Source organism: Mycolicibacter sinensis, assembly GCF_001667945.1.
GTDB classification, from domain to species: Bacteria; Actinomycetota; Actinomycetes; order Mycobacteriales; family Mycobacteriaceae; genus Mycobacterium; species Mycobacterium sinense_B.
Genome location: NZ_LZJK01000072.1, coordinates 26,613 through 39,984, shown reverse-complemented (window position 1 = coordinate 39,984; position 13,372 = coordinate 26,613). Strand labels below are relative to the sequence as shown.

At 66.6% G+C, this 13,372-nt stretch carries 12 protein-coding genes and 1 pseudogene; 8 read left to right on the top strand and 5 right to left on the bottom strand.

The genetic code is table 11. From position 1 onward, the window contains the following. Positions 1–53: 53 nt before the first annotated feature. The 3 genes and pseudogenes from A5694_RS09780 to A5694_RS09770 all read right to left on the bottom strand — a co-directional run. Positions 54–1,013, bottom strand: a pseudogene (locus A5694_RS09780) (DNA-binding protein); the annotation flags it as partial. Between the two features lie 15 nt (positions 1,014–1,028). Beyond that, on the bottom strand, positions 1,029–2,234 hold the full coding sequence (locus A5694_RS09775) for a CaiB/BaiF CoA transferase family protein (protein WP_064921637.1): 1,206 nt from the start codon (positions 2,232–2,234) through the stop codon (positions 1,029–1,031). Then, a complete protein-coding gene (locus tag A5694_RS09770; RefSeq protein WP_234786592.1) occupies positions 2,231–3,802 on the bottom strand; it encodes an aldehyde dehydrogenase family protein in 1,572 nt (523 codons plus the stop codon). The genes A5694_RS09775 and A5694_RS09770 overlap by 4 nt, the downstream gene beginning before the upstream one ends. 236 nt (positions 3,803–4,038) lie before the next feature. Here A5694_RS09770 and A5694_RS09765 point away from each other — a divergent pair, with 236 nt between their 5' ends. From A5694_RS09765 to A5694_RS09750, 4 genes are read left to right on the top strand one after another with little or no spacing between them, the layout of a single operon-like run. Beyond that, positions 4,039–4,797, top strand: coding sequence for an SDR family NAD(P)-dependent oxidoreductase (locus A5694_RS09765; protein WP_064921642.1), 759 nt, complete (start codon positions 4,039–4,041; stop codon positions 4,795–4,797). Positions 4,798–4,839: 42 nt separating this feature from the next. After that, positions 4,840–5,700, top strand: coding sequence for a mycofactocin-coupled SDR family oxidoreductase (locus tag A5694_RS09760; RefSeq protein ID WP_064921636.1), 861 nt, complete (start codon positions 4,840–4,842; stop codon positions 5,698–5,700). A 40-nt stretch (positions 5,701–5,740) separates the two neighbouring features. Next, a complete protein-coding gene (locus tag A5694_RS09755; RefSeq protein WP_064921635.1) occupies positions 5,741–5,947 on the top strand; it encodes a ferredoxin in 207 nt (68 codons plus the stop codon). 16 nt (positions 5,948–5,963) lie between these two features. After that, a complete protein-coding gene (locus A5694_RS09750) occupies positions 5,964–7,331 on the top strand; it encodes a cytochrome P450 (protein WP_064921634.1) in 1,368 nt (455 codons plus the stop codon). A gap of 80 nt (positions 7,332–7,411) precedes the next feature. On the opposite strand, the gene A5694_RS09745 is transcribed toward A5694_RS09750, so the two are convergent. Then, on the bottom strand, positions 7,412–8,587 hold the full coding sequence (locus A5694_RS09745; RefSeq protein WP_064921633.1) for an acyl-CoA dehydrogenase family protein: 1,176 nt from the start codon (positions 8,585–8,587) through the stop codon (positions 7,412–7,414). After that, positions 8,571–9,584: an acyl-CoA dehydrogenase family protein gene (locus A5694_RS09740; RefSeq protein WP_064921632.1), complete on the bottom strand. Its 1,014-nt coding sequence runs from the start codon at positions 9,582–9,584 to the stop codon at positions 8,571–8,573. The genes A5694_RS09745 and A5694_RS09740 overlap by 17 nt, the downstream gene beginning before the upstream one ends. 248 nt (positions 9,585–9,832) lie before the next feature. Here A5694_RS09740 and A5694_RS09735 point away from each other — a divergent pair, with 248 nt between their 5' ends. The 4 genes from A5694_RS09735 to A5694_RS09720 are packed head-to-tail and all read left to right on the top strand — an operon-like array spanning position 9,833 to position 13,369. Continuing rightward, on the top strand, positions 9,833–10,921 hold the full coding sequence (locus tag A5694_RS09735) for an amidohydrolase family protein (protein WP_207515963.1): 1,089 nt from the start codon (positions 9,833–9,835) through the stop codon (positions 10,919–10,921). 28 nt (positions 10,922–10,949) lie between these two features. Further along, complete coding sequence (locus tag A5694_RS09730) at positions 10,950–12,092, top strand: amidohydrolase family protein (protein ID WP_064921630.1); 1,143 nt, start codon at positions 10,950–10,952, stop codon at positions 12,090–12,092. Between the two features lies 1 nt (position 12,093). Further along, positions 12,094–12,486: a Rieske (2Fe-2S) protein gene (locus A5694_RS09725; RefSeq protein ID WP_019739094.1), complete on the top strand. Its 393-nt coding sequence runs from the start codon at positions 12,094–12,096 to the stop codon at positions 12,484–12,486. Between the two features lie 16 nt (positions 12,487–12,502). Beyond that, on the top strand, positions 12,503–13,369 hold the full coding sequence (locus tag A5694_RS09720) for an alpha/beta fold hydrolase (protein ID WP_064921629.1): 867 nt from the start codon (positions 12,503–12,505) through the stop codon (positions 13,367–13,369). Positions 13,370–13,372 lie beyond the last annotated feature (3 nt).

Below are 13,372 nucleotides of genomic sequence, written 5' to 3'. Positions count from 1 at the left end.
ATGAGCACCGACTACGAGCTGGTGGAACTCCCTCGCACCGGCACCGTCTACACCGAGGTCAGCGTGCTGTCCGCGCCGACCCGGTAGCGCGGCGGGAAGTCGAGTTCGTCGCTGTCGGGGTGCTTGCCCGCCTCCCAGCGCACCTTGGCCTCGAAGGCACGCTCGTAGGCCGCCAGCGAGATCGGCAGGTCCGCGCCCGGCGTCAGCACGCTCGGCGGTACCGGCCGGGCGACCGGTTCGCGGCGGTGCACCGTGACCTCACCGCCGGACACGTTGATGCCGGACAGGTTGGCCTGCTCGACCGCGATCAGCGGTCCCTCGGTCTGCGTCTCGGCCAGCACCGCCAGTGCGAACAGCCCCGAGCTGGCGCCGTTGGTCGGCAGCGGCGCCGGCTCGCCGCTGCACAAGGCGACGGCGCGCTCGTGCTCGACCCCGGCCAGCATCACCGGGGTGTCGGCCCAGGCCTGGGCCAGCGATGCCACCACTCCCCGCTCGTGCAGCAACCGCGGGTCGCCGTAGTCGTGCACCACCCCGTCATTGCGGGTACGCACCGGCAGGCTGCGTGCGATGCGGGCCGCGGTGCGCACCCGCAGCCCGTTCTCGGCGGTGAGGACCGCCACGGCGCCGCTCCCATACGGCGGTCCCAGCTTCGCCTCTCCTCCGTCGAGCCTTGCTGATCCGTCGGCCGGGACGACATCGACGCCGATGATCAGGGTCCTCGGCCGCGCCGAACTCAGGGCGTCCAGCGCGGCGGGCGCACCGCCGAGCCGCTCGACCACTTCCAGTTCGGGATCCAAGCCCAACCCGGCCAGCAGCACCGCGGCGTTGCTGCTCTCGGTCAACGGAAGGTCGCGGCTCACGATCACCAGCCGCTCCACCGCCCCGCCTTCGGCCAGCGCGGCACGGCCGGCCTCAACCGCCAGGGTGATGGCGTCCTCGTCGTCACCGGCCAGCCGCCGCAGGGCGGTTCCCCAGCACGGCAAGTAGGTGCCAATCGAAGCTACGTGCGGCATCTCGATCCCAGGCTTTCAGGTGACCGCGCCGACGGTCTTCAGTTCGATGATCCGGTCCCAGTCCAGGCCGAGGTCGGTCAGGATCTCGTCGGTCTGCTCGGCGAAGCCGGGGGCCGGGCCGGTTTCGGCGGCGGTGACGTCGAACTGCACCGGACTGGCGACCAATTCGAGCTCACCCGCCCGGATGACATAGTCGTTGGCGCGGATCTGGGCGTCCTCGGCCGCCTGCAGGGTGTCCTGGACCGGCGCCCACGGCCCGGCCAGCGTCGCGAAGCGTTCGCTCCACTCGGCCAAGGAGCGGGCGGCGATCGCCTCGGTGAGGATCTTGACCGCTTCCGCGGTGTTGGCTGCGATCTGCTCGGCGGTGGCGAACCGCGGGTCGTCGATGAGCTCGGGGCGGTCGATGTGCCGGCAGACGTCGGCCCAGAACTTGGTCGGCTGCATCATCACGAACGAGATGTAGCGCCCGTCGGCGGTGGCGTACAGACCGGTCAACGGATTGACCGGCGAGCCGTGCACGCCGGGCACCGGCGCTTCCAGCCGCTGACCGAGGTGTTTGGTGAGGGCCACCGTGTGGCCCATCGCCCACAGTCCGCTGCCCAGCAGCGACACGTCGACGACCGACGGCTCACCGGTGCGTTCCCTTTTCAGCAGCGCCGCCGCGATCCCGCCGGCCAGGTTGGTGCCGGAGATGGTGTCGCCGTAGGCGGGCCCCGGCGGCGCGATCATGCCCTCGGTCCCGGGCGGGGTGATGGTCGCCGCGGTCCCCGCCCGGCACCAGAAGGCGGTCATGTCGTAGCCGCCCTTTTCGGCCTCGGCCCCGCGCGGGCCCAGTGCGCTGCCGCGGGCATAGATGACCTTCGGGTTGATCGCCCGGATGTCGTCGACGTCGATGCCGAACTTGCGCCGGTGCGCCGGCAAGAAGCTGGTCAGGAACACATCGGCGCGGCGGGCCAGTTCATAGAGCACCTCCCGCCCTTCGGGCACCGCCATGTCCAGGCCGATGCTGCGTTTGCCGCGGTTGGCGTGTTCGATGTTGGGATTCGGGTCACCCTCCACCTTCAGCTGGCCGGTTTGGCGCAACCCGCGCTGTGGGTCTCCGGTGACCGCGTGCTCGACCTTGATGACCTCGGCGCCCCACTCGGCCAACACCGCACCGGCCGACGGAACGAAGCCGTACATCGCGACCTCGAGCACCCGGATGCCCTCCAGCGGCCTCATCCGGCCGCTCCAACGGGTGCGGCAAACGTCTTGCGCTCCAGGAACTCCTCCAGCCCGGCGACGCCCATCTCCCGTCCGATCCCGGACTGCTTGTATCCCCCGAACGGGGCGTCCGGATGAAAGTAGTTGCCGCCGTTGATCGAGAACGTTCCGGTTCGGATCCGGCGGGCCAGTGCCAGCGCCCGGTCTTGGCCGCCGAAGATCGCACCCGACAGTCCGTAGATCGAGTTGTTGGCGATCCGTACCGCGTCGTCGTCATCGTCGTAGCCGATCACCGTCAGCACCGGCCCGAAGACCTCTTCCTGGGCGATCTCACTGTCCGGATCGACTCCTGTGAGCAGCGTCGGGGTGTAGAAGAAGCCGGGATCGACCTTTTCCCCGCCGGTCACCAGGGTGGCCCCCGCTGCCACCGCCCGTTGCACCATGCCGTCGACCTTGTCGCGCTGCTTGGCACTGATCAGCGGGCCCATGTAGGTCTTCGGGTCCGTCGGGTCGCCGTAGCGCACATGCGAGAAGTTGGTCTTGATCAACTCGACGATCTCGTCGTGATGACTGTTGGGCACCAGCAACCGCGACGTCAGCGCACAGCCCTGGCCGGCGTGCGTGACCATCGAGAACGCGGCGAAGACCGCGGCCATGTTGAAGTCGGCGTCGTCGAGCACGATCGCCGCCGACTTGCCACCGAGTTCTAAGAAGACCCGCTTGAGCGTGCCGCTCGCGGCGGCCATGATCGCCCGCCCGGTCGGGGTGGATCCGGTGAAGGTGACCATGTCCACGTCCGGGTCGGTGGTCAGCACCGCGCCGACCTCCGCGTCCGACGAGCTGAGCACGTTGACCACGCCGGCCGGGATGTCGGTGTGATTGGCGATGATCTCCCCGAGCGCCAGCGTCACCAGCGGGGTGTCGGGCGCGGCCTTGAGCACCAGGGTGCAGCCGGCCGCCAGCGCCGGGGCCAGCTTCGCCAGCGCCAGCTGGTTGGGGTAGTTGTACGCGATGATCGCGGCGACGACTCCGGCGGCTTCTTTCTCCACCCAACGGTGGTGCAGCATCCCGCGGCTCTCGGCGTTGCCGAGGTCTTCGGTCATCGGATAGTCGCGGAGCAGATCGGCGTAGTAGCGCACGATCGCGATCGGCTGGTCCAGCTGGGCGCCCTGGGTCAGCGCCGCCGTGGCCCCGACTTCGGCGATGGTGAGGTCGGCGAGTTCGTCACGGTGCTCGACGAGCGCGCGGTGCAGTTGATCGAGGCAGCGGATCCGCAGCGCGGTGTCGGTCGCCCAATCGCCGGCGTCGAAGGCGCGCCGTGCGGCCGCGACGGCGGCGGCGGCCTGCTCCACGCCGGCGTCCGGCGCATAGCCCAGGACCTCTCCGGTGGCCGGATTGAGTGATGCGTAGGTACGGTCCGCGCCCACCAGCTTGCCGTCGATCAGCAGCTGCCGGGCGGCAACCTGCTCGGTGGCCTTCGCACCGCCGGAACCATCTGCATCATTCGGCGGTCCCAGCTTCGGCTCTCCTCCGTCGAGCCTCGCTGAACCGCCGGCGACGATCGCTGCCGTTTCCTGCGAACCCATGCAAGCCTCCCGCCGGGTAACTACATTCTCATGTGCGGCGAATCATACATCTCGACAGGGAGAACTCAAGCGGGGTTGGCCGCCTGTCGGCCCGACCGCTGGGCAACGCCTCTGCGCGGCGATTCGGCATCGCCCCTGCTGGGAGCCGGTTCGGCCGAACCTTGCCAGAAACAGTTGTACGAGAGTACGATTCTCACACCTTGGAAAGGGGATTCTTTGTGACCGAGACGGGCCTCGTGAGAACGGCTGTTGTGACCGGGGGCGCCTCGGGCATCGGTGCGGCCGTGGTGAACCGTTTGCGGGCCGACGGCCACCGGGTGGCGGTCATCGATCTGAAGCCCGGCGGTTCAGCGAGCCTCGACGGAGGAGAGGCGAAGCTGGGAGCGCCGCACGGGCACGGCGAGCAGGATCTCGCCTTCGCCGCCGACGTCACCGATCGCGGCCAGATCGACGCCGCGTTGACCCAGATCCGACAGCAGCTGGGGCCGGTCACCATCCTCGTCAACGCCGCCGGCAAAGACGGCTTCAAGAAGTTCAGCCACATCAGTTTCGAGGACTGGCAGCAGATCATCGACATCAACCTCAACGGCGTCTTCCACACCATTCAGGCGGTGCTGCCCGACATGGTCGAGGCCGGCTGGGGACGCATCATCAACATCTCCTCGTCGAGCACGCACTCCGGCACTCCTTATATGGCGCACTACGTGGCGGCCAAATCCGCCGTGAACGGACTCACCAAGACCCTGGCACTGGAGTACGGCCCCAGCGGAATCACCGTCAACGCCGTGCCGCCCGGCTTCATCGACACCCCCATGCTGCGCAACGCCGCGGACCACGGGTTCCTCGGCGACATCGAGGACAACATCGCCAAGACCCCGGTGCGCCGGATGGGACGGCCCGAAGACATCGCCGCCGCGTGTGCGTTCCTGGCGTCAGAGGAGGCCGGCTACATCACCGGGCAGATCCTGGGCGTCAACGGCGGTCGCAACACCTGACACTCGCCGCACCGACGGTGTGCACCAACGAAAGGAACAGTTGTGGGACGTGTTGCCGGAAAGGTCGCATTCATCACGGGCGCAGCCCGCGGACAGGGCCGTAGCCACGCGCTGCGGCTGGCCGAAGAAGGCGCCGACATCATCGCCGTCGACCTGTGCCAAGACATCGAGACGATCGGCTATCCGATGGCACGGCCCGAGGACCTCGAGGAGACCGCCAAGCTGGTCGAGAAGACCGGCCGCGGCATCGTCACCGCGCAGGCCGACGTGCGCGACGCGGCGGCGCTGAAGAGCGCACTGGACGCCGGGCTCGCCGAATTCGGCAAGCTCGACATCGTCGTCGCCCAAGCCGGCGTGGCCGGCATGAAGGGTAACCCCCCGCTGCAGGCGTGGACCGACGTCATCAACACCAACCTGGTAGGCACCATCAACGGCATCCAGGTCGCACTGCCCCATCTGGGCGAGGGCGCATCGATCATCGCGACCTCCTCAGCGGCGGCGCTGATGGACGCCCACCAGAAGGCCAATCCCGGTAACGACCCGGGTGGAATGGCCTACATGACCTCCAAACGCCTTATCGCGCAGTACGTTCACGACTTGGCCACCGAGGTGGCGGTGCGCGGTATCCGCGCCAACGTCATCCACCCGACTAACTGCAACACCGATATGTTGCAGAGCGAGCCGATGTACCGGTCGTTCCGCCCCGACCTGGAACACCCGACGCGCGCCGACGCCGAACCGGTCTTCTACGTCCAGCAGGCGATGAAGGTGCCGTTCATCGAACCGGAGGACATCTCCAACGCGGTTCTGTGGCTCGCGTCTGACGAGGCCCGGTACGTCACCGGCATGCAGTTGCGGGTCGACGCCGGCGGATACCTCAAGTGGTACGACTACCACGTCTGATTGCGGCTGAGGCGGATTCGGCACGTTCGATAGGAGCAGCATGAAAGTTTGGGTTGACCCGGAGCGCTGTCAGGGCCACGGTCTGTGCAAGATGATCGCGCCCGATTCCTTCGACCTCGACGACATCGACGGTCACTCCACGGCGGCAAAGGAAGTCGTCCCCGCCGACCAACACGACCTGGTGCGGGAAGCCGCCCGCTCCTGCCCGGAGCAGGCGATCATCCTCACTGACGACGACAGCCAATGACAAGGGAGACAACGCGTTGAGTATCGACGAAGCAGTCACCAACAGTGATCCCAAGAAGGACCAGCCATATCACTTCGACCGGCACACCGCCGAGTACCGGCTGAACTTCGAGTCGATCACCGCGGAGATGCACACCAAGTGTCCGATGGCCTGGACCGAGGCCTACGGCGGGCATTGGGTTGCCGCCGGCGGAAACGAGGTCTTTGAGCTGGCCCGGTGCCCGCACATCTCCAACGACCACGACGTCAACAACGAACGGCGGGGTTATAAGGGAATCTCCATCCCGCCGGCCAAGCGAGCAGTCGGGGTGCGCGGCGGCATGCTCGAAATGGACGGCGACGAACATCGCTTCTACCGCAACGTGGTCAACCCCTACCTGTCCCCCGCTGCGATCAAGCGGTGGGAGCCCTTCATTCACGACATCGTCCGCGCCTGCATCAACGAGAAGATCGAAGAAGGCCACATCGACTTCGTCGATGACCTGGCCAACATCGCGCCCGCCGTCTTCACGCTGGCGATGCTCGGTATTCCGCTGAAGAACTGGACGATCTACTGTGAGCCGGTCCATGCGGCGGTCTACACCCCCGAACACGATCCGGACTCGGTGCGGGTCGCCGAGCTGCACCGCCAGATGGGCCTAGATCTGCTCACCAATTACTTTGAGATCAAAGAGAACCCGCGCCCCGGCATCGTCAACGCGCTGGCGCAGGCGCGGATCGACGGGCAACCGGTACCCGACATCGATGCGCTCGGCATGGTGGGCCTGGTGATCGGCGGCGGTTTCGACACCACCACCGCGCTGACCGCCCACTCGCTGGAGTGGCTGTCGCAGCACCCCGAGGAACGTGAACGGCTCAGCCGAGACCGGGACACCCTGTTGGACCCGGCCACCGAGGAGTTCCTGCGCTACTTCACCCCGGCTCCCGGCGACGGACGTACCTTCGCCGCTGACACCGAATTGGTGGGCACCCGATTCAAGGAGGGTGAGCGACTGTGGCTCTCCTGGGCGATGGCCAACCGGGACCCCTCGATCTTCGATGACCCCAACCAACTCATCATGGACCGGAAGGGCAACCGGCACTTCAGCTTCGGCCTCGGGGTGCACCGCTGCGTCGGCTCCAACGTGGCGCGCACCGTCTTCAAGTCGATGTTGACCGCCGTACTCGACCGGATGCCCGACTATCGGTGCGACCCGGAGGGAACGGTGCACTACGACACCATCGGTGTCATCCAGGGTATGCGGCACCTGCCGGCCACGTTCACCCCCGGCAAGCGGATCGGGCCGGGTCTGGACGAGACGCTGGAGAAGCTGCAGCGGGTCTGCGACGAGCAGGAGTGCGCCCGCCCGATCACCGAGCGCAAGGAAAGCGTGGTCATCGACTGAGACCGCGAACGCCCATTGTGCGGTTTCGTACGCGCTGGGCGGCGGGTTGCGTACGAAACCGCACAGCCGGCGGGGCCGGGTCAGCCTCGCGGCAGACCCAGCACCTGCTGAGCAATGATGTTGCGGTGGATCTCCGAGGTTCCCCCGGCGATGGTGCCCGAGAAGCTACGGGCATGGCGTTCAAACCAACTGGCGAAATAGCTGTCGAGGTTCATCGGCGCATACGGGCCTGAATTCGCCGGATGGACCAGGCCCGCCGACCCGGCCGCGTCCAGCGCATGACCGGATGCAACCATCTCGGCTTCTGAGCCGAGCAGCTTGAGCACCGACAGCGCCGGCACATCCTCTTCGCCGCGGGCGGCCCGAGCCAGTGCTCGGGAGCCCAGCAGGCGTAACGCCTGATAATCCATGACGGCGGTGGCGAATTGGTCGCGCTCCAACGCGCCATCGGGGCGAAAGTCGGCGATCACGTTGTCCAGTCGGTCGGCGAACCCGAGCCACATCATGGTGCGCTCATGCCCGAGGGATCCGTTGGCCACCCGCCAACCACCATTGAGCGGGCCGACGAGATTCTCGCCCGGCACCCGCACATCGGTAAAGAACACCTCGTTGAAGTCTTTGTCGTCGATTCCGCAGATGGTTGGGAACGGGCGACACACCACTCCCGGAGTGTCGGTGGGGATCAGCAACACGCTGATGCCCTTGTGCTTCGGCGCATCCGGATCGGTGCGCACGAACGTCAGCAGCACGTCGGCATCGTGCGCACCGGAGGTCCACACCTTCTGGCCGTTGACGATGTAGTCGTCTCCGTCGCGGTCCGCCCTGGTGCGCAACGACGCGAGATCCGAGCCGGCGCTCGGTTCGCTCATCCCCAGCGACGCGGTGATCTCGGCGCGCAGAATCGGCACCGCCCAGCGTTGTTTCTGCTCGTCCGTTCCGAACGAAAGCAGCGACGCCGCAATGATATTCACACCCTGTGGATTGAAGCTGTGATAGATCCGGCGCCGGCACAGCTCCTCGAGGTGGACGAACTGCTGCAGCAACGTGGCGTTGCGGCCGCCGAATTCCGGCGGGTTACCGGGCAGCAGCCAGCCGTTGTCGAACAGCAACCGCTGCCAGCGCCGCGCCCACCCCGGCATGTGCGACACCGACCGCGGGCGCTCCAACGTGTCGGCCTCGGCGGGAAGATTGGCTTCGAGGAAAGCCGCGAACTCGGCGCGGAAGTCCTCGACCTCGGCGTCAAATGTGAGTTGCAAGGTACTCCTCGGCGATGGCCGCGCGGTGCTCCGCCGCGCCACCGAGCATCAGCTCACCGGCTTTGGCCCGCTTGAGCGCGAACTGCAAGTCGTTCTCCCAGGTAAAGCCCATCGCGCCGAAAAGCTGCAGGCCGTGCCGGAAGACAACCGACTGGCATTCTCCGGCCGCGGCCTTGGCCATCGCCGCGGCCATCCGCCGCCGGGGATCGTCAGCCGCGATCGTCAGGGCCGCGAAATACGCCAGGGCACGGGCCCGCTCGATCGCCACGTGCATGTCGGCGGCCTTGTGCTGGACGGCCTGGAAAGAGCCGATCGGCACCCCGAACTGCTGCCGGCTGCGCACATGCTCAAGAGCCAGATCGAGGATGCGCTGGCAGGCGCCGACCATCGTCATCGCCATCCCGGTGAGCGCGACGTGGCGTGCCCGGTGGACATCGACGCGCATCCGCGCGGTGTCGGCTACCTCGACTCCGGCGAAGGTCACATCGGCCACATGCAACGTCGGATCGAACACCGAGGCCTTCCGCGTCGTCACCGCCGCGGCGTCGACCAGGAACACCCCGGCCTCGGCGACCACCGCCAGCCGGTCGGCCCGATCGCCGTCGAGCACGTTCAGCGCGGTTCCCTCCAGCACCCAGCCGGCTGCGTTACGGTGCGCGGTCACGCCGCTGAACACCGCCGCGCCGGTGGAGCCGTCGGGGCGATGGTGTTCGCCGACCAACGGGGCGAACTGTGTCATCGTCGCCAGAAACGGCGTGGGGTCGGTGGCACGGCCCAGTTCCTCGAGGACGATCGCCAGCTCGACCGCGGTCTCCGGCTCGTGCAGCTCGGTCCAGCCCAGGTCGACGTAGACCTTCCACAACGAGTCGATCGCCTCGTGCGGGTCGCCGTCGGCCTCGGCGACACTGCGCACCAACGAGGGTGAGCACTGCTTGCCCACCACGTCGCGCACTGTGCCCTGCCACAGTCGCTGATCCTCATCGAACTCCAACAGCATTGCGTCACCTCCTCGACACGCGCGTTGAGAATAACATTCTCGTTAGCGAATGTAACGATCTCGAACGGAGTTACCGTGTTGTCACACCGTGTCGCGCGGTGAAGGCGGTCGCTGCGCCACCTGCCTGCATCGGCAGGGGACCTCCCGGATGAGAATCCAGTTCTTGCAATCAAAGAATACAGCTATACAATGAGGGTCGGCCTACGGTGCGGGGGCAGGGTCCGGCGACACGGCGAAGGGCGGCGTTGATGATCGAACACCCGGACGGCACCCGTACGCCCGTCATCGATGCCAGCGTGCACATCTTCGCCGCGTCCAACAAAGACCTGCGCAGCTACCTGCGCGAGCCGTACCGCAGCCGCGGCTTCCCCGATTACGAGATGGACTGGTACGGCGCGCCGGGGGGCGAGTACGCGCCCGGCACCGAGGGCCCGGAAGGCCAATACCCGGGTTCGGACCCCGATGTGGTTGCCGGGCACCTGTTCACCGACCGGGGTGTCGATGTGGCCGTGCTGCATCCGATGACGCGCGGGGTCATGCCGGATCGGCACCTGGGGTCGGCGATCGCCGCGGCGCACAACGAGATCCTGGTGTCACGCTGGCTGGACCACCCCGAGCACGGCCAACGTTTCCGCGGCACCATCCGGGTCAACCCCGACGACATCGCCGGAGCACTGAAGGAGATCGACCGGTGGAAGGACCATCCCCGGGTGGTGCAGATCGGTGTCCCGTTGCAGTCGCGCGAGTTGTTCGGCAAACCGCAGTTCTGGCCCCTGTGGGAGGCGGCCATCGATGCCGGCTTGCCGGTGGCCGCACACATCGAGGTGGGATCGGGCATCGCCGCCTCGCCGACGCCGTCGGGGGGCACCCGGACCTACGAGCAGTACGTCAGCTTCATGGCGTGCAACTACCTCTACCACCTGATGAACATGATCGCCGAGGGCGTCTTCGAGCGGATGCCGTCGCTGAAGTTCGTCTGGGCGGACGGCGGTGCGGATCTCCTGACCCCGTTCATCTGGCGGATGGACTGCTTCGGCAGACCGCACCTCGAACAGACTCCGTGGGCGCCGGAGATGCCCAGCGACTACCTGCCCGATCACGTGTACTTCGTCCAGGGCGCCATGGACGGCCCCGGGGACACCGAGTTCGCCGGGGAGTGGTTCGGCTACACCGGCAAGGACGACATGGTCATGTACGGGTCGAGCTATCCGCACTGGCAGCGCAACGAATTGTCGGTACCGAGCACCTTCAGCGCCGAACAGCGCGACAAGTTGTGCTGGCGCAATGCCAGTGCGCTCTACGGCATAGAAGTTCCGGCCGCCGCGGGCGCACACTAGAGAACAGCTGGGATCAAGGGAGAGCACCATGACCGTGACAGCCACAGAGCGTAAGCCGGCGGCCGAGCGTGTCGCCGTGCGATGTGTGGACTCCGATGTCCATCCGGTGCCGCGGCGCGGCGAACTGACCCAGTACATCCCCGAGCCGTGGCGCAGCAAGTACTTTCTGGCCCGCCGGATCGGCGAGCAGATCTACTACGACGCCCCCGACTACGCTCACGCCTTCGCCATGCGGGTGGACGCCTTCCCGGCCGATGGCGAATTCCCGGGCAGCAGCCCGGAGTTGGCGTTCAAGCAGTTGATCATGGAGGCGGGCGCCGATTACGCGATCCTGGAGCCCGCCGCCTACCCGGCGCGGACCCCCGAAGCACAGCATGCGATGTCGTGTGCGCTCAACGACTGGCAGGCCAACCACTGGCTGGACAGCCACAACAACTGGCATCAGCGGTGGCGCGGTTCGATCTGCGTCGCGATCGAGGACCCGTTCGGCTCCGCCGCCGAGATCGAGAGGTGGGCCGGCCACCCGTACATGGCGCAGGTTCTGATCAAGGCCGAACCGCGGCCGTCGTGGGGCGATCCCAAATACGACCCGATCTGGGCGGCGGCCACCAAGCACGACATCACCGTCAGCTGCCACCTGTCCCGCAGCCACCACGAAGAGCTGCCGATGCCGCCGGTGGGCATGCCCAGCTACAACCACGACTTCATGGTCACCTACTCGTTGCTGGCCGCCAATCAGGTGATGAGCCTGGTGTTCGACGGTGTCTTCGACCGTTTCCCGACTTTGCGCATCGTGCTCGTCGAGCACGCCTTCACCTGGATCTTGCCCCTGATGTGGCGTATGGACGCGATCTACGCCGCGCGCAAATCATGGCTGGACATCAAGCGCAAGCCCAGCGACTACGTCAAGGACCACATCAAATTCACCACCCAGCCGCTGGACTACCCGGAGGACAAGACCGAGCTGGCCCGCGCTTTGGAGTGGATGGAGTGCGAGAAGATCCTGCTGTACTCCTCCGACTACCCGCATTGGACGTTCGACGACCCGCGCTGGCTGGTCAAACACCTGCCCAAGGCGGCCCGGGAAGCGGTGATGTTCAAAAACGGCCTGCAGACCTACCACCTTCCCGACACGGTCCCGGCCCTCGAGGGTCAGGTTCGGGTGTTCTAGCATGAGCCACGACGACCAGCGGCCCCGGCTGGCCCAGGGCCGCGAGCACATCGTTGCCACCGTTGACGAAATCCCTCCCGGCACACACAAACTCGTGCCGATCGGACATCACGGCGTGGGTGTTTACAACATCAACGGGACGTTCTACGCGATCGCGAACTTCTGCCCACATCAAGGCGGGCCGCTGTGCGCCGGGCGACTGCGCGGCCGCACCGTCGTCGATGAGACCGCGCCCGGTGACGCCACGATGGTCCGGGACCTGGAATACATCTACTGCCCGTGGCATCAATGGGGTTTCGAACTAGCCACCGGCACCACCGCGGTCAAACCCGAGTGGAGCATCCGAACCTACCCGGTGCGGGTCGTCGGTAACGACGTCCTGGTCCAGGCCTAGCACACAGGAGTATTCGGTGCCCTCTGTCGAAATCAACGGCGGAAACGTTGTCTACGAGATTCTTGGTACGGCAGGTGATCTGATCGTCCTGACTCCCGGTGGCCGATTCTCCAAAGAGATTCCGGGGCTGCGTCCGCTGGCCGACAAACTCGTCGAGGGCGGCTACCGGGTGCTGCTGTGGGACCGCCCCAACTGCGGGGCTTCCGACGTGCAGTTCTACGGCCAGTCCGAATCACATATGCGCGCCGAAACGCTGCACGGGTTGCTCACCGCTCTGGACACCGGGCCGTGCATCATCGCCGGCGGTTCGGGCGGAGCGCGCGACTCCATGCTGACCGCCATGCTCTACCCGGAGCTGGCCACAAAGCTGGTGCTGTGGAACATCGTCGGCGGCGTGTACGGCACTTTCGTGCTGGGGTCCTACTACGTGGTGCCCAACATTCTGGCGGTCCGCGGTGGGGGTACCGAGGCGCTGCTGGGCCTGCGCGAATGGCAGGAACGGATCGAGGAGAACCCGGCCAACAAGCAGCGGCTGCTGGACCTGGACCGCGACGACTTCCTCAAGGTGATGCTGCGCTGGCTGGGCGCCTTCGTGTCGAAGCCGGGACAGACGATTCCCGGCGTCGACGACGAAATGTTCGACCGCATCAAGGTTCCCACGCTGATCATCCGCGGTGGGGAGAACGACTGGGACCACCCCAAGCGCACTTCGCTGGAGGTTAACTGTCTGATCAAAGGGTCCGAGCTGATCGACCCGCCGTGGCCGGAGGATGCCTGGGAGCGCGCGGGCGAGGAGCGTGCCGCCGGAAAAGTGAGTCACTTCAACATGTTCGACACCTGGGTGCAGGCCGCCCCGGCTATTCTGGAATTTCTGGGTCGTTGACGG